Below are 25095 nucleotides of genomic sequence, written 5' to 3'. Positions count from 1 at the left end.
TGCATCGCTATCGTGATGGCATCCGGTCTCGCGAACCAAGCAGGTGCCTGCCCTTGGCCATCATCGCCGCGCTGAACCACCTCACCCATTATCGCTATGACCGGCCGGTCACGCTCGGGCCGCAGATCATCCGCCTGAGGCCGGCGCCGCATTGCCGGGCGGCGATCAAAAGCTACTCGCTCAAGGTCTCGCCCGAGCAGCATTTCGTGAACTGGCAGCAGGATCCGAGCGGCAACTGGCTGGCACGCTTCGTCTTTCCCGAGCCGGTGAGCGAGTTCCGCATCGAGGTCGATCTCGTCACCGAGCTGTCGGTGATCAACCCGTTCGACTTCTTCGTCGAGACCGATGCCGAGAGCTTCCCTTTCGCCTATCCCGAGGAGCTCCGGGCCGAGCTCGCGCCCTATCTCGTCACCGAGCCGGCCGGGCCGCTCCTGACCGAGTTCATGGCGACGATTCCGCGCGAGCAGACCAACACGGTCAATTTCATCGTCGATCTCAATGCCAGGCTGCAGGGCATGATCGCCTATGGCATCCGCATGGAGCCCGGCGTGCAGGAGCCGGACCAGACATTGCAGCTCAAGTCCGGCTCCTGCCGCGACACGAGCTGGCTGCTCGTCCAGATCCTGCGCCGGCTCGGCCTCGCCGCCCGCTTCGTCTCCGGCTACCTGATCCAGATGAAGGCCGATATCGACCCGCTCGAAGGGCCGCGCGGCACCGACAAGGATTTCACCGACCTGCATGCCTGGGCCGAGGCCTATATCCCCGGCGCCGGCTGGATCGGCCTCGACCCGACCTCGGGCCTGCTGACCGGCGAGGGCCATCTGCCGCTGGCGGCGACGCCGCATTACCGCTCGGCCGCCCCGGTCAGCGGCATGGCGAGCTACGCCGAGACCACGTTCGAGTTTTCGATGAGCGTCGCGCGCGTGCATGAAGTGCCGCGCATCACCCTGCCCTTCTCCGACGAATCCTGGCAGCGCCTCGATGCGCTCGGCGAAAAGGTCGATGCCGACCTTCAGGCGCAGGATGTCCGCCTGACCATGGGCGGCGAGCCGACCTTCGTCTCGGTCGACGATCAGTCCGGCGACGAGTGGAACACGGCCGCCGTCGGCCCGACCAAGCGCCAGCGCGCCGACGAGCTGATCCGCAAGCTGCGCGGCCGCTTCGCCCCAGGCGGCATGCTGCATTACGGCCAGGGCAAGTGGTATCCGGGCGAAAGCCTGCCGCGCTGGGCCTTCGCGCTCTACTGGCGCGAGGATGGCGAACCGATCTGGAAGAATGCCGAGCTGATCGCGCGCGAGCCCGGCGCCAGAACCGGCGGCGACCGCGAATTGGAGGCCGCAATCTCGGCGCGCGAGGCCGAGACGCTCGCTGCCGGGCTGTCGCAGGCGCTCGGTCTCGGTGCCGACTACGTGCTGCCGGCCTATGAGGATACCGGCCATTGGCTGCTGAAGGAGGCGCAGCTTCCCGATAATGTCGACCCGCTCGACCCGCGTCTCGCCGACCCTGAGGAGCGGGCGCGCATGGCGCAGGTCTTCCAGCTCGGGCTCGGCAAGCCGCGCGGCTACGTCATTCCCGTGCAGCGCTGGCAGGGCGAGGCCGGCGACCGGCGCTGGCGCTCGGAGAAATGGCGGCTCCGGCGCGGCAAGCTCTTCCTGGTGCCTGGCGATTCACCGGTCGGCTATCGCCTGCCGCTGGGCTCGCTGCCGGTCGTGCCCGAAGCCGAGTATCCGCATATCCATCCGCAGGATCCGATGGAACCGCGCGGATCGCTCGCGGCTCCCGGCTTCCTGTCGGCGCCAGGCCAGTTCGACGAGCCGCCTTACGGCGCGCCGATGCAGATGTCGCATGCAAGCGAGCCGCAGCCCGCCTCGAATGCGCAGGAACGCGTCGAGCAGGAGATCGGCCGCGAGCATGTCCGCACCGCGCTCAGCATCGAGGTGCGCGACAATATCCTCTGTGTCTTCCTGCCGCCGGTCGAGCGGCTGGAGGATTATCTCGACCTGATCGCCAGCATCGAGGCGGTGGCCGAACGCGAGGGCCAGGCTGTCCATATCGAGGGCTATGCGCCGCCGCACGACCCGCGGCTGAACGTCATCAAGGTGACGCCCGATCCCGGCGTGATCGAGGTCAATATCCACCCGGCCAAGAGCTGGCCCGAGGCGGTCGCGATCACGCGCGGCGTCTACGAGGAGGCGCGGCAGGCCAGGCTCTGCGCCGAGAAGTTCATGGTCGACGGCCGCCATACCGGCACGGGCGGCGGCAACCATGTCGTGCTCGGCGGCGTGACACCGCCGGACAGCCCGTTCCTGCGCCGCCCGGACCTGCTGAAAAGCATCATCCTCTACTGGCAGCGCCACCCTTCCCTGTCCTACCTGTTCTCGGGGCTTTTCATCGGCCCGACCAGCCAGGCGCCGCGTGTCGACGAAGCCCGGCACGACCAGCTCTACGAGCTGGAGATCGCGCTTGCCATGGTCCCGAAACCGGGCGAGCCGGCGATTCCGCTCTGGCTGGTCGACCGGCTGTTCCGCAACCTCCTGGTCGACGTCTCCGGCAACACGCACCGCACCGAGATCTGCATCGACAAGCTCTACTCGCCGGACGGTCCGACCGGGCGGCTCGGGCTGATCGAGTTCCGCTCCTTCGAGATGCCGCCGGATGCGCGCATGTCGCTGGCACAGCAGCTCCTGGTGCGGGCGCTGATCGCCTGGTTCTGGCGCGAACCGCAGGAGGGCAAGCTGGTGCGCTGGGGCACGAGCCTGCACGATCGGTTCATGCTTCCGGAGATGGTCTGGCAGGATTTTCGCGAGGTTCTCGCCGACCTGGCGCAGGCCGGATACGCCTTCGATCCGGTCTGGTTCGAGGCGCAGCAGGAGTTCCGCTTCCCGTTCTACGGCAAGGTCAGCCATGGCGGCGTCGAGCTGGAGCTCAGGCAGGCGCTCGAGCCCTGGCATGTGATGGGCGAGCAGGGCGCGATCGGCGGCACGGTGCGCTATGTCGATTCCTCGGTGGAGCGGCTGCAGGTCAAGGCGACCGGCCTCGTGCCCGGACGCCATGTCGTGACCTGCAATGGCCGGCGCCTGCCGCTGACGGCGGTGAATGGCGGAGGCGAGGCGATCGCCGGCGTGCGCTTCAAGGCCTGGCAGCCGGCCTCGGGCCTGCATCCGACGATTCCCGTGCATGCGCCGCTGACCTTCGACATCGTCGACAGCTGGAGCGGGCGCTCGCTCGGCGGCTGCGTCTACCATGTCGCCCATCCCGGCGGGCGCAATTATGAGACACCGCCGGTGAATTCCTACGAAGCGGAGGCACGCCGTCTCGCCCGTTTCGAATCGATCGGCCATACTCCCGGACCCATGGCGATTCCGGCCGACGAGCGCAGTCCGGAGTTTCCGCTGACACTCGATTTGCGCCGGCCCTAGAGCCCGATCACATCACGTCGAAACGACCTGATGTGTGAATCGGTCTCTCAACCAAGAGTTCGAGCATGATGTCGCCCGAAAGCCGCTTTGCCCTTTCCGGCATCATGCTCGCAGGAGTGTAGCCGCGAGCCATGGCTGCCCAGGGCCGAACCTCCTCGACGCGCGTGAAAACGGAGCGGCGCAGCGCTCTGCTGGCGGAGTACCGTCCGCTGCCGGGCGCGTTCGACGAGTTCATGGCGGCGGACGGCAAGGTGCGGCCGCATTGGGAGCCGTTCCTGGCCGAGTGGAGCGCGCTCTCGCATGATGAGCTCCACCATCGCTTCGGCCTCGCCGACCGGCATGTGCGCGATACCGGCGTATCCTACCGGGTCCATGGCGATCACGACGAGCACGACCCGCTTGCCGGCGAGCGTTCCTGGCCGCTGAACCATGTGCCGCTCGTCCTCACCGGCGCCGAATGGCAGACCATCGCTTCAGGCGTGGCCCAGCGCGCGCAGCTCCTCGCCTCGGTGCTGGACGATGTCTACGGGCCGGGCGAAAGCATCGCCAAGGGCCTGCTCCCGGCCGCCGTCATCACCGGCAGCCCGGATTACTTGAGGCCGCTGCACGGCAGCACGAATGGCGGCAGCCTGCAGCTCTACGCCGCCGATCTCGGCCGCGGCCCGGACGGGCGCTGGTGGGTGCTCGGCGACCGCACGCAGGCGCCGTCCGGCGCGGGCTACGCGCTGGAGAACCGGCTGGCGCTGACCCGCGCCTTCCCGGACCTGTTCCGGACGATGAATATCGAACGGCTCGCCAGCTTCTTCCAGGGCTTTCGCGCCGGGCTCGTCGCCAGCGCACGGCGGATCGAGCCACGCATCTGCCTGCTGACGCCCGGCCCGCTGAACGAGAGCTATTTCGAGCAGGCCTATCTCGCCCGCTATCTCGGCTTCCTGCTGGTCGAGGGCGGCGACCTCCTGATGCGCGACGGGCGCGTGCATGTGCGCACCATCGCCGGACTGAAGCGGGCCGACGTGATCTGGCGGCGCATCGACGGCGATTTCGCCGATCCGCTCGAGCTCAATGCTGCGTCCGCGCTGGGCGTGGCCGGCCTCGTCCATGCGGTCAGGCGCGGCAATGTCCATATCGCCAACGGGCTCGGTTCCGGCGCAGTCGAGGCCCGTGCCCTGATGAGCTTCCTGCCGGTGCTGGCGCGGCAACTGCTCGGCGAAGAGCTGATCCTGCCGAATGTCGCGACCTGGTGGTGCGGCCAGCCGCGCGAGCGCGATCTCGTGCTCGACCGGCTGGACGAGATGACCATCGCCTCGGCCTTCCGGGCCTCCGGCGAAGGGTTGGATTCGGGCTCTATCCTGGCCGGCGAACTCCCCTCGGACCAGCGCGAGGCGCTGCGCGCGCGCATCGCGGCGCGCGGACAGGACTATGTCGGCCAGGAGGTCGTGCGGCTCTCGACCATGCCGGTCTTCCAGAACGGGCGTCTCCACCCGCGCCCCGTGACCCTGCGCGTCTTTGCCGCCGCCACGCCGGAGGGCTGGCGCGTGATGCCCGGCGGTTTCTGCCGCATCTCCGAGCAGCCCGACGCCCGCGCCGTGACGATGCGCAGCGGCGTGCGCTCGAGCGATGTCTGGGTGACGTCCGAGGGACCGGTCGAACAGGTGACGCTGCTGCCCAGCGCCGACCGCGTCGCGATCAAGCGCATCATCGGCGTGCTGCCGAGCCGGGCTGCCGACAACCTGTTCTGGATGGGGCGCTATCTCGAGCGCACCGAGGCGACGCTGCGGCTGGTCCGGGCCCTGCTCGGCCGGCTGATCGATGCCGAGGACGCTTCGCCTGGACGCGCCGATACGCTGCGCCGCCTCGCCAATCTGCTGGTCGCCTGGGGCGCCGCGCCCGGCGGCAAGGGCCAGAAGCCGAACGGACAGGCGCTCGCCGCCCTGCATGATGCCAACCAGTACGGTTCGGCGCTGGCCTCGATCCGCGAGGCGCGACGCACCGCCTCGGTCATCCGCGAGCGCCTGTCGGTCGATGCCTGGCGGCTCTTCGGCGACCTGCAACGGCAATTGACGCTGGATGCGCGGCACATGCGCAGCGAAGGCGAGGCCTTCGAGGTGGCAGACAGAGCCTTGAAGACGCTCGCGGCCTTCTCCGGCCTCAGCCAGGAGAACATGGTGCGCGGCGCCGGCTGGCGCTTCCTCGATATCGGCCGGCGGATCGAGCGCGGCATCGCGACCTGCCGCGTCGCCCGGCACTTTTCCGAGACCGACGCGCCCAGCGACAGCCTCGACGCCTTGCTCGATCTCACCGACTCGCAGATCACCTATCGCTCGCGCTACCTGCTCGGGCCGGCGCTGCAGCCGGTTCTCGATCTCGTCATGCTCGACCCCTACAATCCGCGTTCGGTCGCCTTCCAGATCGAGCGGCTCGATGCCGAGATCGCGGCGCTGCCGACCCTGAACGAAGACGGCATGCTGGAAGCGCCCCGCCGGCTGGCGCTGAAGCTCGCCGCCGAATGCCGCACCGCCGAAGCGGGACGGCTCGACAAGACCAGCATCCTGCTCTTCGAGCAGCTGTTGATGGGCGTCTCCAGCGCCGTCGCCGACCGCTACTTCCTGCAGAATGACGAGCCTGAAGGCTCGCGGCTGACGGGCATCGCGTGATCTACAACGTCCGCCACGTCACGACCTACGCCTATGGCCGGCCCGTGCCGTTCGCGCGCTGCATCCTGCGGCTGCTGCCGCGCGACGGCATCGGCCAGATCGTGCATAAGCGCGACCTCGTGATCACGCCGCGCCCGGCCGAGCGCATCGACGCGGTCTGCTTCTTCGGCAATCATGTGACGACGGCGACGATCGCCAAGCCGCACAAGGAACTCAGGCTCGACATGCGGGCGCGGGTCGAGATCAACCGGCCGGCCGCGCCCTTCCCCGGCCTGACCCGGGCCTGGGAAGAGGTCGGCGCATTGGCGCTGTCATCCTCCAGCCTCGCCCCGGATTCTCCTGCCCATCATCTCTATCCGAGCCGGCTGGTGCCGCCGGTGGCGGAAGTGGTCGACTATGCTCGCAAGAGCTTCACACCGCGCCGGCCGGTGCTCGAAGCGGCGAGCGAGCTGATGGCCCGCATCCGCAAGGAATTCACCTATGATCCCGAGGCGACCGAAGTCTCGACGCCGCTGGCCGAGGCCTTCAGCGAGCGCCACGGCGTCTGCCAGGATTTCGCGCATATCATGATCGCCGGGCTGCGGGGGCTGGGCCTGCCCGCCGCCTATGTCAGCGGCTATATCCGCACCATTCCGCCGCCAGGCCAGCAGCGCCTCGAAGGCTCCGATGCCAGCCATGCCTGGGTCTCGCTCTGGTGCGGGCCGGAGACCGGCTGGATCGGCCTCGACCCGACCAATGATCTCGTCGTCGCCGACGACCATATCGTCACCGCGATCGGGCGCGATTATGCCGACGTCGCCCCGCTCGACGGCGTGGTGATCGGACCCGGCTCGCAGCGGGTCGGCGTCGCAGTCGACGTCATTCCGGTCACATGAGCCGATATCCCGCCATACGCGGGCTGCTGTTCGACAAGGACGGCACCCTGCTCGACTATGCGGCGAGCTGGCCGCCGATCAATCGCGAGGCGGGGCTGCTGGCGGCCAAGGGCGACGCAGCCCTCGCCGCCGAGTTGCTGCGCGTTGCCGGTGGCGACCCCGTGACGGGGTTTGCGCTGGGCGACTGCCTGCTCGCCGTCGGCAACACACAGGAGCTCGCCGAAGCCTGGTGCGACGCCGGCAGCCCGTTCGTGCTCGCGGACCTCATATTCGCGCTGGATGCCCTGTTTCAGGGGTCGATCGCGCGCATGGTGCCGGTCTGCCCTCTCGACGATCTCTTCACGCGGCTGCGGGGCGCCGGCTTCACGCTCGGCATCGCCTCGAGCGACAGCATCGCGTCGGTGACGGCGACCGCCGCGCATTTCGGCATCGCCGACACGCTCGCCTTCATGACCGGGTACGATTCCGGCCATGGCGCCAAGCCTGCCGCCGGAATGGCGCTGGCCTTCTGCGCCGCGACCGGGCTGGAACCGGCAGAGATCGCCATGATCGGCGACAGCCGCCACGACATGGAGATGGGCCGCGCCGCCGGCGCCGGGCTGCGCATCGGCGTGCTGACCGGGGCGGGCACGCGCGAGACGCTGGAGCCGGTCAGCGATTTCTGCCTCGACAGCATCATCGAGCTGGAGACGACCCTTTCCCGGAACTAGTTGCTGTGGCAACTTGCCGGCAAGAAGAACGAGCTTGCCGGGGGATCGGTGCGCACGCAGGTCGCCATTATCGGCTCAGGGCCGGCCGGGCTGCTGCTCGGACAATTGCTGCACGGGGCCGGCATCGATGCCGTCATCCTGGAGCGCCAGAGCAGGGATTATGTGCTCTCGCGCATCCGCGCCGGCGTATTGGAGGACGGGACCGTCCGGCTGCTGGACGCGGTCGGCGCCGGCGCCCGGCTGCATGCCGAGGGGCTGCCGCATGACGGCTTCGAGCTGCTCTTCGGCGGCCGGCGGCACCGGATCGACCTGCAGCGGCTGACCGGACGGCGTGTCACCATCTACGGCCAGACCGAGATGACGCGGGACCTGATGGACCTGCGTGCCTCGGAAGGTGCAGCCACTGTCTTCGAGGCCAAGGACGTCGCGCTGCATGATTTCGATGGCAGCAAGCCCTCCGTCACCTTCACCAAGGACGGCGTCGCGCAGCGGCTCGATTGCGAGTTCATCGCTGGCTGCGACGGCTATCACGGCATCTCCCGCGCCAGCGTGCCGGGATCCGCGATGCAGATCTTTGAGCGCGGCTATCCATTCGGCTGGCTCGGCATCCTGGCGGATGTCCCGCCGGTCTCGCATGAGCTGATCTATGCCGGCGAGGAGCGCGGCTTCGCGCTGTGCTCGATGCGTTCGCAAAGCCGCAGCCGGTACTATGTCCAATGCGCGGCCGATGAGGATATCGCGAACTGGCCGGACGAGCGCTTCTGGGACGAGTTGCGCCTCAGGCTCGACCCGGCGACGGCGGAAGCGCTGGTCACCGGCCCCTCGATCGAGAAGTCGATCGCGCCGCTACGCTCCTTCGTGGCCGAGCCGATGCGCTTCGGCCGGCTGTTCCTGGCCGGCGATGCCGCCCATATCGTGCCGCCGACGGGGGCCAAGGGTCTCAACCTCGCCGCCAGCGACGTGCATTACCTGTCGCAGGCGCTGATCGACTATTTCGGCGAGCGCTCTTCAGCGGGGATCGATGCCTATTCCGCGAAGGCGCTCGCGCGGGTCTGGAAGGCCGAGCGCTTCTCCTGGTGGCTGACCTCACTGATGCATCATTTCCCGCAGGACAGCGCCTTCGGGCGGCGCATCCAGCGGGCCGAACTCGATTATCTCGCCGGTTCCGACCACGCCATGGCGGCGCTGGCGGAGAATTATGTCGGGTTGCCGTACTAGATCATCGGACCAGATATCGTATCCGGCCCGATGATCTAGCTCCTTGTTGCGCATCGGCTTTTCCCGAAAACCGCGATCCACTTGCGGGCCGATGCGCTAGGTCGGGATCGCGAATTCCGTCCCTTCCCATTCGGCCGGAACCGCGAAGCTGCCGGCCGCGATCTCGGCCGCCGTCACTTCTATCCGGCCTTTGACATCGGCCGGGACAGTGCCGGCCATGATCAGGCGTACAGCCTCCGGCGTCTCCAGGCCGATCTGCCTGATCTGGCCTGCGGCGAAGCGCTCCTCGACGAAATCCCGCGCGGCGTTGAACAGGGCCTGGCCGGAATCGGCGAAGGCCGAGGCGATGAAGACCTCGGGCACCACCGTCGTCCAGTCGCGGACATTGCCGATCTGCTTCGCTCCGCCCTCGCGGCAGGCTTCGACCGCGCCCATGCGGCCCGCATTGAGCATAGTGAAGATGATGTCGGCCTTGGCCGCGATCATCGCCGCGGCGATCTTCTTCGAGAGCGGGTTGTCATCCTGATTGCCGGAGAAGTTGGTCAGCACCTTCACATTGGGATTGGCGTGCCTGACGCCATGGACATAGGCCGCGCGGCCCTTGAGACCCGGCGTAACGCGAATGCCTGACATGTGGCCGACGACACCGGTCTTGGTGGTGAGCCCGGCGAGCATGCCAGCAAGGAAAGCCGATTGCTCCTGCAGCACCTCGTAGCTCGCGAGGTTCGGGCCGGTGACATTGCCCTGCGTGACCGCGAAACGGATCTCCGGAAACTCGGCGGCGACAGCCTTGCCGGCGGCATTGTTCTGGCCGCCATGGGCGATGACAAGGTCGGGGCCTGCCTTGGCGAGCGCGCGCAAGGCCTCGCTCAGCTCCTCCTGCTTTGGTGCGATGCCCTGGGTGAATGCAACCGTGGCGCCGAGCCGCGCTTCGGCGAGTTTCAGCCCGTCATAGCCCGCCTGCATGAAGCCGCCATCATCGACCTTGCCGGCGAAGAGCGCGGCAATTTGCCCGCCCGGCGCAGCGAAGGCGATGCGCGGAAGCACGGCGACTGCGCCCAGCGCGAGGACAGTGCGGCGATTGAACGATGGCGATGCGGGCATGATCCGGTCCTGTCGAGACTTCTCGTCGAGGTCAGCAAATCACATACCAGCTTACCTCATGCGGCCTGCGGCTGCGCCTCCTTCAGCACATGCTCGTCGCCCCATGCCTTCAATGCCATGATCACCGGCTCGAGCGTGCGGCCCTTCGGTGAGAGGCTGTATTCGACACGCGGCGGCACTTCGGCGAAGACGGTGCGGACGATCAGGCCGTCGGCCTCCAGCTCGCGCAATTGTGCGGTGAGCATGCGCTGCGTCAGGCCGGGCAGGCGCTTGCGGATGGCGTTGAACCGCAACGTGCCCTCGAACAGGTGGTAGAGCAGAATTCCTTTCCACTTGCCGCCGATCAGACCGAGCGCGGCCTCGACCGGGCATCCCGGCGAGCAATCGATGCGGCTATGGCGAGGGGCCATGACGGTACCCTTTTCGATACTAGGGGCTGGAATTGTGCGTACTTGCGCCAATTCAGGCTAACGCGCATCTCGGCTGTACAGCAATGCAGGAGAATGCCCATGCGCGCCGTCGGCTATCGCCATCCGCAGCCCATCACCGCAGATGATGCCTTGATCGATCTCGATCTGCCGGAGCCGGTCGCGGCCGGGCGCGACCTCCTGGTCGAGGTCAAGGCGATCTCGGTCAATCCCGTCGATACGAAGGTGCGCCGCAACGCCCAGCCCGAGGCGGAGAGCGCACGCATTCTCGGATGGGACGCCGCCGGCATCATCAAGGCAGTGGGGCCGGAGGTGAAGGGGTTCAAGCCGGGCGACGAGGTCTTCTATGCCGGCGCGCTCGACCGTTCCGGCAGCAATGCCGAGCTGCAGCTCGTCGATTCCCGGATCGTCGGGCACAGGCCGATGAGCCTGGGTTTCGCAGAGGCGGCGGCCCTGCCGCTCACCGCGGTCACGGCCTGGGAGATGCTGTTCCACCGGCTCAAGGTCACCGAGCCGGTGGCGGGCGCGGCCAACGCGATCCTGGTCATCGGTGGGGCCGGCGGCGTCGGCTCGATCACGATCCAGCTCGCGCGCCAGCTCACCGATCTCACAATGATCGCGACCGCATCGCGGCCCGAGACCTTCGCCTGGATCAAGGAGCTCGGCGCCCATCACGTCGTCGACCACAGCAAGCCGTTGGCCGAGCAGGTCGCGGCGCTGGGGATCGGCGCGCCGGCCTTCGTGTTCTCGACCACGCATACGGACGCGCATATGCCGGCGATCGTCGAGCTGATCGCGCCGCAGGGCCGGTTCGGACTGATCGACGATCCAAAACTGCTCGATGCCGTGCCATTGAAGCGCAAGAGCATCTCGCTGCACTGGGAACTGATGTTCACCCGCACACTCTTCCAGACCGCGGACGTGCAGGCGCAGGGCGATCTGCTGAACGAGGTCTCGCAACTGGTCGATGCCGGCAAGCTGCGCACGACGCTGAGCGAGAATTTCGGCACGATCAACGCCGCCAATCTCAAGCGCGCGCATGCGCTGCTCGAGAGCAACCGCGCCAAGGGCAAGGTCGTGCTGGAAGGCTTCTGACGCAAAAGGGCCGCGCCTTGCGGCGCGGCCCTTCGAATTCCGGACCCAGGAAAATCAGGCCAGCGTGTAGGCCGTCTTCACGGTGGTGTAGAATTCCTTGGCATAGGCGCCCTGCTCGCGCGGGCCGTAGCTCGAGCCCTTACGGCCGCCGAACGGCACGTGATAGTCGACGCCCGCGGTCGGCAGGTTGACCATCACCATGCCGGCCTCGCTGTTACGCTTGAAATGCGAGGCGTATTTCAGCGAGGTCGTGCAGATGCCCGAGGACAGGCCGAACTCGGTGTCGTTGGCGGCCGCGAGCGCCTCCTCGTAATCCTTGACGCGAACGATATTGGCGACCGGGCCGAAGACCTCCTCGCGCGAGATGCGCATGGAATTGGTCGTCTCGGTGAAGAGCGCCGGCTGCAGGTAGAAGCCGGGGGTCTCGCGATTGAGCAGTTCGCCGCCCCAGGCGAGGTTGGCGCCCTCGTCCTTGGCGATGGCGATGTATTTCAGGTCCTGATCGAGCTGGCTCTGGTCGACGACCGGGCCGATATGCGTGCCGGCCTTCAGCGCGTCGTCGACGACGAGGCCCTTGAGGCGCTCCACCGCCGCCTCGACGAAGCGGTCATGGATGCCCTGGGTGACGATGATGCGCGAGGAGGCCGTGCAGCGCTGGCCGGTGGAGAAGAAGGCGCCGTTGACGGCGGTCTCGACCGCGAGCTTGAGATCGGCATCGTCGAGAACCACGAGCGGGTTCTTGCCGCCCATCTCGAGCTGGACCTTCTTCATCGGGTTGCCGGCGATGCAGGCCGCCGCGACCTTGCGGCCGGTATTGACCGAGCCGGTGAAACTGATCGCGTGCACATCCTTGTGCTCGAGCAGCGCCTGGCCGACGACCGAGCCGCGACCCATGACGAGGTTGAGCGCGCCCTTGGGCAGGCCGGCGCGCTGGATGATGTCGACCAGGGCCCAGGCCGAGCCCGGCACGAGATCGGCCGGCTTGATGACGACGCAATTGCCGTAGGCGAGCGCTGGAGCGATCTTCCAGGCCGGGATCGCGATCGGGAAGTTCCAGGGCGTGATCATGCCGACGATGCCGACCGGCTCGCGGGTGATCTCGACGCCGACGCCCGGACGAACCGACGGAATCGCCTCACCGGCCAGGCGCAGGCATTCGCCGGCGAAGAAGGCGAAGATCTGGCCGGCGCGGGTGGCCTCACCGATGCCCTCGGGAAGGGTCTTGCCTTCCTCGCGCGAGAGCAGGCGGCCGAGCTCGTCCTTGCGGGCGAGGATCTCGTCGGAGGCCTTTTTCAGGATCTCGTAGCGCTCCTGCGGGGTGGAGCGGCTCCAGGCCGGGAAAGCGGCCTTGGCGGCGGCGACGGCGTTGTTGAGGTCCTCGACCGAACCCTGCGTGTACTCGCCGACGACATCGTTGGTGTTGGAGGGGTTGATGTTGCGCGAAGCATTCGCGCCGCCGGCCCATTCGCCGCCAATCAGGTTCTTGAAGATCTCGGTCATCGCTGCCTCTCGAACTCTCGGGACTGTTTCCTGCGACGCGTCTGAAGAGGCGGACCGGCTTCAATCCGCCCGACACGCTCGGCCGGCGCCGGTGTTAGCGCTTTTGCCCGGCGCGCGCCATTCGCCTGGCTCATGTCGAGCCAGCGCGAGGTCTCGCATACGGTATGCTGGGGGCCGGTGTCGAGCGTTCAGAACTCGGCGTCGAGTTCCTCGAGCTCGTCCGGCTCGGTCCTGGCAGCGGCGATCCAGCGCTGCAGCGCCGGCCATTCGGCGATCGTCCGGCAATAGGCCTTCGAAATCGGATCGAGCGCGACGTCATAGGTCAGGAAGCGCAGGCAGACCGGGGCGTACATCGCATCCGCCATGGACAGTCCGCCGAAGAGATAGGGCCCGCCATAGGTCTCGATGCATTCGCGCCAGATCTCGGTGACACGGTCGATATCGGCCTGCGCACCGGCCCAGACCTTGAAGCCCGGATAATGCGCCCTGAGGTTCATCGGCAGGGCGGAGCGCAGATTGGCGAAACCGGAATGCATCTCGCCGCAGATCGCGCGGCAATGCGCACGTGCCTTCACATCCTGCGGCAGCAGCCCGGCCTCCGGCTCGATCTCGTCGAGATAGGCCGCGATGGCGAGTGTGTCCCAGACCGTGACGCCGTCATGCCGCAGGCATGGCACCAGGAAGGAGGGCGAGAGCAGCAGCAGCTCGGCCCGGGTCGAAGGATCGTCGACCGGCAGGACATGCTCCTCGAAATCAAGCCCCGCCATGGTGCAGAGCAGCCAGCCGCGCAACGACCAGGAGGAATAATTCTTGCTACTGATCGTCAGGGTCGTTGGAGCCATGGCGGAATCCTCTGCGGCATATGCCAAGCTTCATAGCAAGAGATGTTCCATCGAATGAGACATAGCAGAACATCCTTGCATCGCCGCCATATTGCAGCGCAACATGAGGCTATGGCGCAGCTCCGTGGCAACGGCCGGGCCCTGCGTCAGGCCCGGTCGATCGAGGTCGCTCGCTGATGCTCTACGCTGCCTATCAAGCCCAGTCCGACCTGATCAATCCGGCCCGAATGCTCGCCCAGGCGGCACTGACGGCGCTCGGCGCCAGGGCACTGACGGGAGAGCCGATCGATATCCGGGTCGTGGCAGCGGCCTATGAGATGGTGACCCGCGCCGGGCTGACCCATGTCCGGCCGCCGTACCAGATCGACAGCGTGCGCATCGGCAACCACGATCTGGCGGTCCGCGAGGAGGTGGCGCTCGCCCTGCCCTTCGGCAGCCTGCTGCGCTTCAGGAAGGACAGCGAGGTGGCGCAGTCCAAGGTGCTGGTGGTGGCGCCGATGTCCGGCCATTTCTCCACCCTGCTGCGGCATACCGTGGCCGTGCTGCTCCAGGATCACGACGTCTACATCACCGACTGGCACAATGCGCGCGACGTCCGGCATGGCGACGGCGTCTTCGGCTATGACGATTATGTCGACTACCTGATCCGCTTCATCGAGACGCTGGGCGATCAGACGCATGTCGTCGCCGTGTGCCAACCCTGCGTCCAGGTACTCACGGCGGCGGCCGTGATGGCGCAGGCGGGCCACGCGGCCCAGCCGCGCAGCATGACGCTGATGGCCGGACCGGTCGACACGCGCATCAACCCGACCACGGTCAACAGGCTCGCGATGGAGAAGCCGATCGGATGGTTCGAGAAGAACCTGATCGCGACGGTGCCCGCGCGCTATGCCGGCGCGGGCCGGCGGGTCTATCCCGGCTTCGTCCAGCTCGGCGCCTTCATGGCGATGAACCTGACCCGGCACGTCAACGCCCATATCGACATGTTCACCCATCTCGCCACCGGCGAGGCCGAGAAGGCGCAGGTGATCAAGACCTTCTACGACGAGTATTTCGCGGTGCTCGACCTGCCGGCGGAGTTCTATCTCGAGACCGTGCAGTGGATCTTCCAGGAGGCGCGGCTCGCCGCCGGGACGCCGACCCATCGCGGCGAGACGGTCGATTGCTCCGCCATCCGCAAGACGGCGCTGCTCACTGTCGAGGGCGAGCGCGACGATATCTGCTCGCTCGGCCAGACCGCCGCCGCGCATGACCTGTGCCGCGGACTGAAGCCCTTCCGCAAGCGCCACCACATGCAGGCCGGGGTCGGCCATTACGGCGTGTTCTCGGGGCGGAAATGGGAGGGGCAAATCTACCCGATCGTCCGCAACATGATCCTCGCCAATAGCTGAGCGGAACCCGGCCTGCGATGCGCCGGCCTCGGGGCCGCTCCGGCGCATATGAGGATTGCCGCGCCTTCGAAGAACGACGAGACTGCTCGCGTTTCGTCAGGCTGCGTGACCACGCCCGCCAGGAACGTTCGACGCGGCGACGCGTTTGCATTGCGGGATATCGCGGCAGCGACGCAGGCAAGGGGAACGACGATGGCCGAAACCGAATTCCAGCAGCGAATCTGGGCCATGCTCAACGACCATCCCGTGGTGATGATGACGACCGTGGTCGGCGGCAAGCCGAGGACCCGGCCGATGTCGGGCCATCTCGACCGCGAGAACCATCGCCTGCTTTTCGTCACGCATAGCCATACCGGGCCGGTCGAAGAGATTGAGCCGCTCGGCACGGCCTCGATCGCGATCAGTGACGAGGACCGCAATTTCTATGCGGCGATCGAATGCGAGGCGACGCGGATCGACGATGCCGAACTGTTGAAGCAGGTGTGGAATCCGATCACCGGCGCCTGGTTTCCAGGCGGGCCGGACGATCCCGACGTGACGCTGCTCGCGCTCCACCCGATCTCGGCCGAGATCTGGAACGGCCCGTCGAGCGGCGTGGTCATCGCCTTCAAGCTCGCGACCGCCAAGCTCTTGGGGCGAGCGCCCGACCTCGGCGTCAACACCACGATCGACATGCGCTGAATGAGCGCTGGATCGCCGCGCGCCCTCTTTTCGGTCCGATGCTGCAGCATTTTCGAGCGAAGTGGACACCGATTCGCGTGAAGAAAATGCCTTAAAAACAAATAGATAGAGCGTTTTCGGGATTCGGAGAAGCGCGGAAATCTCTAGCGGGTCGGCTGCTCGGCCGGCGCCACCGCCTGCACCAGCGACTTCTCCGACTCCGCCATCCTGCGGCCGAGATAGGCCACGGCCAGGCTCGACCAGGCGACGCCCAGGCACCACCCGGCAATGACGTCGGTCGGCCAATGCACGCCGAGATAGACCCGGCTGATGCCGATCATGATGATCATGAACCAGGCCAGCCAGAGGCAGACGCGCGTGATGTCCGGGCGGCGCGAGGCCAGGCCGATGAAGCCGGCGATGCTGAGCAGCGTCACAGCGGAGAGGAAGGCGTGGCCGCTCGGGAAACTCGCCGTGAAGGTCAGCGCCGTATGCGCGACGATATCGGGGCGCTCCCGGCCGAACGCGATCTTCAGCCCGGTGCTGACCAGTGTCGCGGTGACGACGCTGAGCGTGAGGCCGACCGCGAGATGCCGGAAGCCGCAGAGCCAGAGCGTCAGCGTCGCGGCGATCGTCATCATGCCGAGCCCGACGAAGCTGCCGAGACCGGAGACGTCGCGCATCGCCTCGCGCAGCCAGGCCGGGCCGATCGGCGTCGACGGGTCGCCGGCCTCGCGGAAGATCAGGACGAGGCTACGGTCGAAGTCAAAGCTGTGCCCGGATGCGATGAACGTGGCTAGGCCGACGAAACCGAAGGCGGCAGCGATGGGGACGAGCACGCGAGGCTGGAGCGAGAACATCGGGTTCCTGAGAGGCTGAGAACACGCCGGAATTGAGACGGCTTAACAACCCGCCGTCAAACGGTCTGTGGACGGGCGGCAATGACCTGCACCGCCTTGGGCAGGAGGCGATAGGCGAAGGGGCCGGGCGTGCGCTGGACCTCGCCATCGAAAGTGATGTGGCCGCGGCGCTTGTCGCGCCGGATCAGCGTGATCTCCTCGCCGGTGAAGGAGGTCAGGTGCTTCGACGAGCGCCAGCGGCCGGAGGCGACCGCGAACGCCGCCCCGGCGCGCGAGATCAGGCCACCGGCATTGAGGATATGCACCTCGAAATGCCCGCCATCCAGCCGAGCCCGGCGCCATTCGATGCCGTCGAAGCTGTTGATGGTGACGAGCACCGCATCGGCCTGGACCTGCCGATGCTGATCGCCGACGCGGATATCGACGGTGATGGCGCGCGTGAACAGGATCGAGCGCGTCGCGGCCACGACGAAGGCCACGGCCCGGCTGAAGGGGAAGCGCCTGCGGGCGAATTCACGCTCGCGCGCCATCAGGCTGAAAAAGCCCATGCCCGAGAGCGAATGGAACAGGCGGTCATTGACGCGGCCGAGATCCATCGTCACCGGCTCGCCCTCGCAGAGCGCCTGGATCTGGTGCTCGAGCGGGCCGGCGAGCCCGAGATCGCGTCCCAGGACGTTCACCGTGCCGAGCGGCAGGATGCCGACCGGGCGCTCGCATTGCAGCAGGATCGGCAGGACGCGGTTGATGGTGCCGTCGCCGCCGGCGATGACGGGAATGGCCCCGCCCTCCTCGATCGCGAGCGAGAGAGCATCGTCCAGATCGCGCGGATGGACGAGCTTGACCTCGGCTTCGCGACCGTTGGCCCTGAACGCGGCCTCGATACGGTCGGCGAAGGCCTCGGAGCCCGCTTCGAGCACGGTTCCCGCCCGTGCGTTGATGACGACGATGTAACGCATCACGCCGAGGGAGGTGTGCTCGTACCCGGCGAGTTGCAAGTCGTTCACGACGAGATGGCGCGATCCTCGTGCCATTGTCCGTTGCCCGGCAGGTGGGGCAGCTCAGGCAGCACGTCCTCGATCTCCTCGGTCGTGACCTCGAAACGCTGCAGGCCGTGCTGGCCGAAACTATTGAGCATGGCGACATCGGTGGCATCGCGCCCACGCGCGATCACGACACGGCCGATCCGCGGCATGTTGTGACGCGCATCGAACGTGTACCAGCGATTGCCGAGATAGGCCTCGAACCAGGCGTTGAAATCCATCGGGGCCGGGTTGGGCTCGATGCCGATATCGCCGAGATAGCCGTTGCAATAGCGCGCGGGGATGTTGAGGCAGCGGCACAATGTGATCGCAAGATGGGCGAAGTCACGGCAGACGCCGATACGCTCCTCGAAGGCCTCGGCGGCCGTGCGGGTGTTGCGCGCGAAGGCGTAGCCGAAGGTCAGGTGGTTATGGACGAAATCGACCACCGCCTGCACCCGGGCCCAGCCGGGCGGCAAATGACCGAAGAGGCTCCAGGCGCGGTCGGCGAGCTTGTCGGTCTCGCAATAACGGCTGCCGAGCAGGTAGACGAGCGCCTCGTCCGGCAGGCGCGAGGGCGGAACCTCGCGCGCCGCGGCGTTGACGACATCCGGCTCGCCGGAATCATAGACGACGCCTTCCGATTGAAGGAGGATCCCGCCGGGCGGTGCGACCAGGCGGCGACAGATATTGCCGAACTGGTCGAGATATTGCGTCGTCGGCACGAAGGCCGAGGGATCGGCCAGCGCCGTCACGACCATCTCGTCGGGCTTCGACAGATCATGGCGCCGGGAGGGGTGGACGTCGAGCATGGTGATCAGCGGCAGTTCGTGCCCGCAGACGATCTCTATCCGGTAGCCATAGCGGATCAGCATTACGGCCTCCTTGCTGCGGGCGCCGCGCCGTGAACGGCGGCTGGGCGAACCGGCGATGTGATGAAAATGTGCTGCCAAAGGGACGCGCAGAGGGCGCTTTGGTTCCTCGCAGGGAAGCCTAAAATCGCGGCATGGAGCAGCTAAAAAAAGAAGATGCGGGCCTTTCGGCCCGCATCCCGCCGTCACGACGGTTCGGCTGGGGGGATAGCAACCGCCGCGACCTGCAACGAAAGCATCTTCAAGCAGCACCGATGATCAGCACCGCGAAAATGCCCCAGATGCGGCTGGCGTCTACATCATCCAGTACGGCATCGTGCCGTAGTAGTCGTGGACGCGCTTGCCGTAAGCCTTGTCGTCCCAGTCCGGCTCGCCCTCGCTGTCATACATGGGCGCCGCCTCGAGCTTTTCCTTGGTCAGCGGCACGATATAGCCACCACGGTTGGTGTCGTAATCGAGCACGCTCCAGGGGATCGGATGATATTTCTCGCCAAGGCCGAGAAAGCCGCCGAAGGACATGATCGCGTAGGCGACCTTGCCTGTCTGCTTGTCGAGCATCACGTCGTAGATCTCGCCGAGATGATCGCCGGCCGTGTTGTAGACATCGGTGCCGGCGACACGCGCGCCGGCAATCAGCGGGTTGGCCGACGTGGTGGTGGTGGCCGTCGAGAGATCGGTCATCTGACTTTCCTCCGTGATCCGGGATGCGGCGCGGTCCCGCCGATGAAGGCTGACTTGCCGCTGAAGACTGACCTGAAAACGCCGCTCACCGAAGAAGGTTCCAGCGTCTTTCACGTTCCCTTCAACCGGGCTGTGTGTAGCCAGCGTCTCATTTTCCTGACCCTGCGTCCCATTCAGGAACCTTCGGCCAGCGCGGGCGTTGACAGCCATCGATCAACACCGTCGAAACTAACGGGGCTTGAGGCATGCCTTCGGCTACCGTCACCCAAGGAGCTGCACACCATGAAGAAAATCCTCATCGTCGCGGCCTTCTCCGCTGCCCTCGGCGCGTGCACCGCCCATGAGGAACGGACGGCAGGCGGAGCGCTGATCGGCGCTGGTACAGGTGCGGTCATCGGTGGCCTGGCCACGGGGCGTGCCGGCGGCGCGGCAGCTGGCGCGGCGATCGGCGGTGTCGGCGGCGCGATCATCGGATCGGCCACGTCGCCCACGCGGACCTGCGTCGGGCGCGACGAATTTGGTCGCCGCTTCCGCTACGATTGCTGATCGAAACGCAATCAGCGTGGTGCCGGGACCGTCACAAGCGCGTGGCGGTCCCTTTTTGTTGCGTGCTAGGGCATTTTCGAGCAAAGTGGGTACCGGTTCACGTTAAAAAAACTAATAAAAACAGAGTCTTAGAGAATTTTCGCGAATCCAAGAAACGTTGAAATGCTCAGACCCTGCCATATGGCCCGAAGCGACCGACGAAGCGATGCCGCCCGCCAGGATAGAGCAGCCTCACGGCAGTGACCGGGCTCTCCTGGTTCCAGGTCCGGCGCTCGACGAGAAGGCAGGGCTCGCCGCGGCCGATGCCGAGCAGCTCGGCCTCTCGTGGGCCGGCCGCGACGGCGCTCAGGGCATGTTCGGCCTGCGACCACAGGCTGTGCTGCAGCAGCCAGTCGCCAGGCGGCACCGTCTCGAAGCTCTCGTCGGCCGCACCCGGCACCGTCGCAAGGTGGATCACGCGCTCCTCCAGCACATGCGGCTGACCACCGCTGAGATGCCGGGTGACGAGATGGATGACAGGCGCCGCGCGCTTGAGCTCGAACAAGGCCGCGACCTCGGGAGCCGGCTTGCCGTCGCGACGCGACAGGATCTCGAAAGAATAATCCTGGCCGAGGCGCCGGACCTCGTCCGGGATCGAGAGAATGTCGAGCATGGCGTGGCTCGCCGGCGGGCTCGCCACCACCGTGCCGGAGCGGCGCCTGCGGGTGATCAGGCCTTCGCGCGCGAGCTGGACGAGCGCGCGGTGCACGGTCATGCGGGACGCACCGAGACGTTCCATCAGCGCATGTTCGGGCGGAACCGAGGTGCCGGGCGGCCAGGCGCCGTTCAAGACGAGATCGCGGATGGCGCGGCGGATCTGGTCGTAGACCGGCCCGGCGCCATCGAGCTTCACGGCATCGAGCCCATTATCCGACATGATGCCTCGTCACGATCAAGAACCCTTCCACGCTCAGCCCAGCAGCCGCCGCATCACCACGCCGAAGCGCTTGGCAATGGCGGCGCCGGCGAGATGCCGTCCGTCGCTGACGACTCTCCTGCCACCAACCAGCACATCGCGCAAAGGCAGCGCATTGGCGGCGAAGATGGCGCTGTCGAGCGCGGCCTCGCCGGCTTTGCCCACGAGCGCGGGGTGGTCGAGGTCGAGCGTGACGAGGTCGGCGCGGCTGCCGACCTTGATCTCGCCGATGGCGCGGCCGCAAGCCTGGGCGCCGCCGGCGCAGGCATTGCGCCAGAGCGCCAGCCCGGTCGAGGCCTGCTGCTCGGCCAGGAGCGACCGGCGCCGATCGCGCAGGCGCTGCGAATATTCGAGCTGGCGCAGCTCGGCGCCGGCATCGATCTGCACGTTGGAATCGCTGCCGACGCCGAAGCGGCCGGCCGCCGCGCGATAGCGAACGCCATCGAAAATGCCGTCGCCGAGATTCGATTCCGTGATGGGGCAAAGGCCCGCGACCGCGCCGCTCCGGGCGATGGCGTCACGCTCGCCATCGCTGAGATGGGTGGCGTGGATCAGGCACCAGCGCTGATCGAGCCCGACCGCATCCAGCAGCAGCTCGACGGGACGGCGGCCGGTGATCTCGAGGCTGTCCTCGACCTCGCGCGTCTGCTCGGCGACATGGATATGGAACGGACCGTCCGGTCGCAGGGCGGTGAGCCAGGTCAGATCGGCCTTGCCGACCGCACGCAGCGAATGCGGCGCGAGGCCGAGCCGGGCGTCGGGCAAATGGCCGATCGCCGCCTCGCTCGCGTCGATCAGCCGCTGATAGCTGTCCGGGTCGTTGACGAAGCGGCGCTGGCCATGGACCGGCGGCGCCTCGCCGAAATTACCATAGCGATAAAGCACCGGCAGCAAGGTGAGGCCCAGGCCCGTCTCCTCCGCGGCCGCGGCAATGGCACCGGCCATCGCGGCGATATCGGCATAGGGGCGTCCGTCCTTGTCGTGATGCAGGTAGTGGAATTCGGCGAGCGCGGTGAAGCCGCCCTCCAGCATCTCGACGAAGGCCTGCGCCGCGATGGCCTGGACATCGTCGGGATCGAGCCGGTCGAGGAAGCGATACATCACCTCGCGCCAGGTCCAGAACGAATCCTCGCTCGCGCCGCGGCGCTCGGAGAGCCCGGCCATGCCGCGCTGGAAGGCATGGCTGTGCAGGTTCGGCATGCCGGGCAGTGCCAGCCCATCGAGCCTGAGCGCGCTTTCCGCCGGCGGCACGCCGATCGCGACAGAGGCGATCGCCCCGTCTTCGACGGAAAGCGCCACATCCTCGGCAAAACCCTCGGGCAGGAGGGCCTGCTGCAAGTGCAGGTTCAGGGTCACGCCGGCTCTCCGCTTGCTATTTGCATATGCAATTAGATAGCATAGTCTGATCGGAAGGATAGTCGAAAGGGAGCGACGTGGCGGGACAGCCCAATCAGAGCCTGAGCTGCGACACAGTATGGACCCACGCCCGGCTCGCGACCATGGCGGCGGGCGCATCGGCGCCATACGGCGCGATCGAGGACGGGCTCATCGCCGCGAAGGACGGTCGCATCGTCTGGGTGGGAGCGCGCAAGGATGCTCCGGCCTTCGTTGCCCGCGAGACGGTCGATTGCGGCGGACGCTGGATCACCCCAGGTCTGATCGATTGCCACACCCATCTCGTCTATGGCGGCGATCGCGCGCATGAATTCGAGCTGCGCCTGCAGGGTGCGAGCTATGAGGAGATCGCGCGAGCCGGCGGCGGCATCCTCTCGACGGTGAAGGCGACGCGTGCCGCGAGCGAGGCGGAGCTGTTCACCAGCGCCGACACGCGGCTCGCGGCGCTGATGGAAGAAGGGGTCACCAGCGTCGAGATCAAGTCGGGCTATGGGCTCGAGCCGCAGGCCGAGCTGAAGCAATTGACCGTGGCGCGTCGGCTCGGCCGCGAGCGCTCGGTCAGGGTGCGCACCACCTTCCTCGGCGCCCATGCGGTGCCCCCGGAATTCGCGGGCCGCTCCGGCGCGTATATCGATCTCGTCGCCGGGCCGATGCTGGACGCGGTCGCGGCGCAGGGCCTGGCCGATGCCGTCGATGTCTTCTGCGAAGGAATCGCTTTCTCGCCCGAGGAGACGGCGCGGCTCTTCGCGGCGGCCAAGGCCAAGGGGTTGCCTGTCAAGATCCATGCCGAGCAGCTCTCCAATCTCGGCGGCGCCAGGCTCGCGGCCGAGCATGGCGCGCTCTCGGCCGACCATCTCGAATATCTCGACGAGGCCGGCGTCACCGCCATGGCGAAGGCCGGCACCGTCGCGGTGATCCTGCCCGGCGCCTTCTACTTCCTGCGCGAGACGCAGAAACCGCCGATCGAGCTGCTGCGCCAGCATGGCGTGCCGATCGCGCTCGCGACCGATGCCAATCCCGGCTCCTCGCCGCTGACCTCGCCGCTGCTGGTGATGAACATGGCCTGCACTCTCTTCCGCCTGACACCGGAGGAGGCGCTGGCCGGGCTGACGCGCAACGCCGCCAAGGCGCTCGGCATGCACAACGAGATCGGCACGCTGGAGGCCGGCAAGTTCTGCGACCTCGCGATCTGGGAGATCGAGCGCCCGGCCGAGCTCGCCTACCGCATCGGCTTCAACCCGCTTCACGCCCGCATCTGGAACGGCCAATGACCGCTTTATCCCTGACACCCGGCGAGGCAGCGCTCTCGCATTGGCGCAGCGTGCTCGGCGGCACCGCCATCGCGCTCTCGGACACCAGGGCGCTCGCAGCGGCGCAGGCGATCGTCGACGAGATCGTCGCGGCCGGCACGGTGACTTATGGCGTCAATACCGGCTTCGGCAAGCTCGCCAGCGTGCGCATCGCCGATGCCGACCTCACCACCTTGCAGCGCAACCTCATCCTCTCGCATGCGATCGGCACCGGCCCTGCCCTGCCCGACGATGTCGTCAGGCTCATCCTCGCCATGAAGGCCGCCAGCCTGGCGCGCGGCGCCTCTGGCGTGCGGCCTGTCGTGGTCGAGGCGCTCGCGGGCGCGCTCAAGGCGGATGCGCTGCCGGTCGTGCCGGCCAAGGGTTCGGTCGGCGCCTCCGGCGACCTCGCTCCCCTCGCCCATCTCACGGCGGCGCTGATGGGCGTAGGCGAGATCAGGCTGAAAGGCGAGATACTGCCCGCCGGGGAGGCGCTGAAGCGTATCGGCCAGGAGCCGCTGACGCTCGGCGCCAAGGAGGGCCTGGCGCTGATCAACGGCACGCAGGTCTCGACCGCGATCGCGCTGAAGGCTTTGAGCGACATCGCCCATGTCTTCGACGCGGCGCTGATCGCCGGCGCGCTCTCGGTCGATGCGCTGAAAGGCTCGGATACGCCGTTCGACCCGCGCATCCAGAAGCTGCGCGGCCAGCCCGGCCAGATCAAGGTCGCCGCGACATTGCTCGAACTCGTCGCCGGCAGCGAGATCCGCGAGAGCCATCGCTTCGGCGACAGCAAGGTGCAGGACCCTTATTCCTTGCGCTGCCAGCCGCAGGTGATGGGCGCGGTGCGCGACCTGCTCGCCAATGCCGCGGCGACGCTCGCGATCGAGGCGAATGCGGTGACCGACAACCCGCTCGTGCTCGGGCCGGGCGAGATCGTCTCGGGCGGCAATTTCCACGCCGAGCCGGTCGCCTTCGCCGCGGATATACTGGCCATGGGCGTATGTGAGATCGGCAACCTGTCGGAGCGGCGCATGGCGCTGCTGGTCGATCCCGTCATGAGCGGGCTGCCGCCCTTCCTGGCCCGCGACGCCGGCCTGAATTCCGGCTTCATGATCGCGCAGGTCACGGCGGCGGCGCTGGCGTCGGAGAACAAGCAGAAGGCCTATCCAGCCTCCGTGGACACGATCCCGACCTCGGCCAACCAGGAGGATCATGTCTCGATGGCGACGCATGGCGCCTTCCGGCTGCTCGACATGGCCAAGAATGCGGCGAGCATCATCGGCATCGAGCTGATGGCAGCGGCGGAAGCCATCGAGCACCATCGGCCGATGAAGACCAGCCCGCGGCTCGAGCCGGTGCTGGCGCTGATCCGCGGCAAGATCGCGCCGCTGGACGCCGACCGCTATCTCGCGCCCGACCTGGCGGCGGCGACAGAACTCGTGCTGTCGGGCGCGCTCGGCAAGGCGGCGGGGTTGGATAGTTTTGCGGAGTTCCCGGCGTGATCGCGATCCACCTCGAAAGAGCCCCTCTTCCCTTGCGGGAGAGGGCGGGGGTGAGGTGTCGCGCGGCGCCGATCGCT

General features: G+C 67.2%; 21 protein-coding genes. 11 read left to right on the top strand and 10 right to left on the bottom strand.

From position 1 onward, the window contains the following. Positions 1-53: 53 nt before the first annotated feature. The 5 genes from EV560_RS31275 (at position 54) to pobA (ending at position 8876) form a co-directional block, all read left to right on the top strand. Positions 54-3419 (top strand): transglutaminase family protein, encoded by a 3366-nt coding sequence (locus tag EV560_RS31275; protein ID WP_131859769.1) that lies wholly within the window; start codon positions 54-56, stop codon positions 3417-3419. Between the two features lie 131 nt (positions 3420-3550). Further along, on the top strand, positions 3551-6073 hold the full coding sequence (locus EV560_RS31270; RefSeq protein WP_131859768.1) for a circularly permuted type 2 ATP-grasp protein: 2523 nt from the start codon (positions 3551-3553) through the stop codon (positions 6071-6073). Beyond that, positions 6070-6948 (top strand): transglutaminase family protein, encoded by an 879-nt coding sequence (locus tag EV560_RS31265; RefSeq protein ID WP_131859767.1) that lies wholly within the window; start codon positions 6070-6072, stop codon positions 6946-6948. Before EV560_RS31270 ends, EV560_RS31265 begins: the two co-directional genes overlap by 4 nt. Then, a complete protein-coding gene (locus tag EV560_RS31260) occupies positions 6945-7658 on the top strand; it encodes an HAD family hydrolase (protein WP_131859766.1) in 714 nt (237 codons plus the stop codon). Before EV560_RS31265 ends, EV560_RS31260 begins: the two co-directional genes overlap by 4 nt. Before the next feature lie 48 nt (positions 7659-7706). Beyond that, positions 7707-8876, top strand: a complete 1170-nt coding sequence (gene pobA / locus EV560_RS31255; RefSeq protein ID WP_131859911.1) for a 4-hydroxybenzoate 3-monooxygenase — start codon at positions 7707-7709, stop codon at positions 8874-8876. Between the two features lie 96 nt (positions 8877-8972). Here the strand turns inward: pobA and EV560_RS31250 are convergent, their stop codons facing one another. Next, positions 8973-9980, bottom strand: coding sequence for a BMP family protein (locus EV560_RS31250; protein ID WP_131859765.1), 1008 nt, complete (start codon positions 9978-9980; stop codon positions 8973-8975). A gap of 56 nt (positions 9981-10036) precedes the next feature. Beyond that, positions 10037-10390: a winged helix-turn-helix transcriptional regulator gene (locus tag EV560_RS31245; protein WP_131859764.1), complete on the bottom strand. Its 354-nt coding sequence runs from the start codon at positions 10388-10390 to the stop codon at positions 10037-10039. A gap of 99 nt (positions 10391-10489) precedes the next feature. On the opposite strand from EV560_RS31245, the gene EV560_RS31240 reads away from it, so the two are divergent. Next, positions 10490-11503, top strand: a complete 1014-nt coding sequence (locus tag EV560_RS31240; RefSeq protein WP_131859763.1) for a zinc-binding alcohol dehydrogenase family protein — start codon at positions 10490-10492, stop codon at positions 11501-11503. Positions 11504-11557: 54 nt separating this feature from the next. Here EV560_RS31240 and EV560_RS31235 read toward each other — a convergent pair whose 3' ends face one another. Both EV560_RS31235 and EV560_RS31230 read right to left on the bottom strand, forming a co-directional pair. Then, on the bottom strand, positions 11558-13003 hold the full coding sequence (locus EV560_RS31235; RefSeq protein WP_131859762.1) for an aldehyde dehydrogenase family protein: 1446 nt from the start codon (positions 13001-13003) through the stop codon (positions 11558-11560). A 188-nt stretch (positions 13004-13191) separates the two neighbouring features. After that, entirely contained in the window at positions 13192-13845 is a 654-nt protein-coding gene (locus EV560_RS31230; RefSeq protein WP_131859761.1) for a glutathione S-transferase family protein, read from the bottom strand. A 176-nt stretch (positions 13846-14021) separates the two neighbouring features. On the opposite strand from EV560_RS31230, the gene EV560_RS31225 reads away from it, so the two are divergent. Together EV560_RS31225 and EV560_RS31220 are read left to right on the top strand one after the other, a co-directional pair. Next, on the top strand, positions 14022-15236 hold the full coding sequence (locus EV560_RS31225; protein ID WP_131859760.1) for a polyhydroxyalkanoate depolymerase: 1215 nt from the start codon (positions 14022-14024) through the stop codon (positions 15234-15236). A gap of 192 nt (positions 15237-15428) precedes the next feature. Beyond that, positions 15429-15917, top strand: coding sequence for a pyridoxamine 5'-phosphate oxidase family protein (locus EV560_RS31220; RefSeq protein ID WP_165923726.1), 489 nt, complete (start codon positions 15429-15431; stop codon positions 15915-15917). Between the two features lie 143 nt (positions 15918-16060). Here EV560_RS31220 and EV560_RS31215 read toward each other — a convergent pair whose 3' ends face one another. The 4 genes from EV560_RS31215 to EV560_RS31200 all read right to left on the bottom strand — a co-directional run bounded on the left by EV560_RS31215 (position 16061) and on the right by EV560_RS31200 (position 19328). Further along, a complete protein-coding gene (locus EV560_RS31215) occupies positions 16061-16735 on the bottom strand; it encodes a phosphatase PAP2 family protein (RefSeq protein ID WP_165923725.1) in 675 nt (224 codons plus the stop codon). A gap of 77 nt (positions 16736-16812) precedes the next feature. Continuing rightward, a complete protein-coding gene (locus EV560_RS31210) occupies positions 16813-17760 on the bottom strand; it encodes a diacylglycerol/lipid kinase family protein (RefSeq protein ID WP_165923724.1) in 948 nt (315 codons plus the stop codon). Then, positions 17757-18650, bottom strand: coding sequence for a transglutaminase-like domain-containing protein (locus EV560_RS31205; RefSeq protein ID WP_131859756.1), 894 nt, complete (start codon positions 18648-18650; stop codon positions 17757-17759). The genes EV560_RS31210 and EV560_RS31205 overlap by 4 nt, the downstream gene beginning before the upstream one ends. A 291-nt stretch (positions 18651-18941) precedes the next feature. Further along, entirely contained in the window at positions 18942-19328 is a 387-nt protein-coding gene (locus EV560_RS31200) for a PRC-barrel domain-containing protein (RefSeq protein WP_131859755.1), read from the bottom strand. A 282-nt stretch (positions 19329-19610) separates the two neighbouring features. Here EV560_RS31200 and EV560_RS36915 point away from each other — a divergent pair, with 282 nt between their 5' ends. Continuing rightward, positions 19611-19874 (top strand): glycine zipper domain-containing protein, encoded by a 264-nt coding sequence (locus EV560_RS36915; RefSeq protein WP_131859910.1) that lies wholly within the window; start codon positions 19611-19613, stop codon positions 19872-19874. A gap of 166 nt (positions 19875-20040) precedes the next feature. On the opposite strand, the gene EV560_RS31190 is transcribed toward EV560_RS36915, so the two are convergent. Beyond that, positions 20041-20790 (bottom strand): UTRA domain-containing protein, encoded by a 750-nt coding sequence (locus EV560_RS31190; RefSeq protein ID WP_131859754.1) that lies wholly within the window; start codon positions 20788-20790, stop codon positions 20041-20043. A 33-nt stretch (positions 20791-20823) separates the two neighbouring features. Continuing rightward, entirely contained in the window at positions 20824-22185 is a 1362-nt protein-coding gene (locus tag EV560_RS31185; RefSeq protein ID WP_248312294.1) for a formimidoylglutamate deiminase, read from the bottom strand. Positions 22186-22328: 143 nt separating this feature from the next. Here EV560_RS31185 and hutI point away from each other — a divergent pair, with 143 nt between their 5' ends. Both hutI and hutH read left to right on the top strand, forming a co-directional pair. After that, entirely contained in the window at positions 22329-23495 is a 1167-nt protein-coding gene (gene hutI, locus EV560_RS31180; RefSeq protein WP_211201137.1) for an imidazolonepropionase, read from the top strand. Then, positions 23492-25018, top strand: a complete 1527-nt coding sequence (gene hutH, locus EV560_RS31175) for a histidine ammonia-lyase (RefSeq protein ID WP_131859753.1) — start codon at positions 23492-23494, stop codon at positions 25016-25018. The genes hutI and hutH overlap by 4 nt, the downstream gene beginning before the upstream one ends. Positions 25019-25095: the final 77 nt, after the last annotated feature.

Origin of the sequence: Allobosea sp. BK604 (assembly GCF_004341515.1) — a bacterium.
Classification (GTDB): Bacteria; Pseudomonadota; Alphaproteobacteria; order Rhizobiales; family Beijerinckiaceae; genus Allobosea.
The sequence above is the reverse complement of the archived record's forward strand: the minus strand, read 5'-3'. Positions and strand labels throughout refer to the sequence as shown.

Excerpts from the sequence above, each read along its gene's own strand:
- EV560_RS31270 (WP_131859768.1), top strand. The coding sequence starts at position 3,551 with ATGGCTGCCCAGGGCCGAACCTCCTCGACGCGCGTGAAAACGGAGCGG.
- EV560_RS31260 (WP_131859766.1), top strand. The coding sequence starts at position 6,945 with ATGAGCCGATATCCCGCCATACGCGGGCTGCTGTTCGACAAGGACGGC.
- EV560_RS31250 (WP_131859765.1), bottom strand. The coding sequence starts at position 9,980 with ATGCCCGCATCGCCATCGTTCAATCGCCGCACTGTCCTCGCGCTGGGC.
- EV560_RS31245 (WP_131859764.1), bottom strand. The coding sequence starts at position 10,390 with ATGGCCCCTCGCCATAGCCGCATCGATTGCTCGCCGGGATGCCCGGTC.
- EV560_RS31240 (WP_131859763.1), top strand. The coding sequence starts at position 10,490 with ATGCGCGCCGTCGGCTATCGCCATCCGCAGCCCATCACCGCAGATGAT.
- EV560_RS31235 (WP_131859762.1), bottom strand. The coding sequence starts at position 13,003 with ATGACCGAGATCTTCAAGAACCTGATTGGCGGCGAATGGGCCGGCGGC.
- EV560_RS31230 (WP_131859761.1), bottom strand. The coding sequence starts at position 13,845 with ATGGCTCCAACGACCCTGACGATCAGTAGCAAGAATTATTCCTCCTGG.
- EV560_RS31225 (WP_131859760.1), top strand. The coding sequence starts at position 14,022 with ATGCTCTACGCTGCCTATCAAGCCCAGTCCGACCTGATCAATCCGGCC.
- EV560_RS31220 (WP_165923726.1), top strand. The coding sequence starts at position 15,429 with ATGGCCGAAACCGAATTCCAGCAGCGAATCTGGGCCATGCTCAACGAC.
- EV560_RS31205 (WP_131859756.1), bottom strand. The coding sequence starts at position 18,650 with ATGCTGATCCGCTATGGCTACCGGATAGAGATCGTCTGCGGGCACGAA.
- EV560_RS31200 (WP_131859755.1), bottom strand. The coding sequence starts at position 19,328 with ATGACCGATCTCTCGACGGCCACCACCACCACGTCGGCCAACCCGCTG.
- EV560_RS36915 (WP_131859910.1), top strand. The coding sequence starts at position 19,611 with ATGAAGAAAATCCTCATCGTCGCGGCCTTCTCCGCTGCCCTCGGCGCG.
- EV560_RS31190 (WP_131859754.1), bottom strand. The coding sequence starts at position 20,790 with ATGTCGGATAATGGGCTCGATGCCGTGAAGCTCGATGGCGCCGGGCCG.
- hutI (WP_211201137.1), top strand. The coding sequence starts at position 22,329 with ATGGCGGCGGGCGCATCGGCGCCATACGGCGCGATCGAGGACGGGCTC.
- hutH (WP_131859753.1), top strand. The coding sequence starts at position 23,492 with ATGACCGCTTTATCCCTGACACCCGGCGAGGCAGCGCTCTCGCATTGG.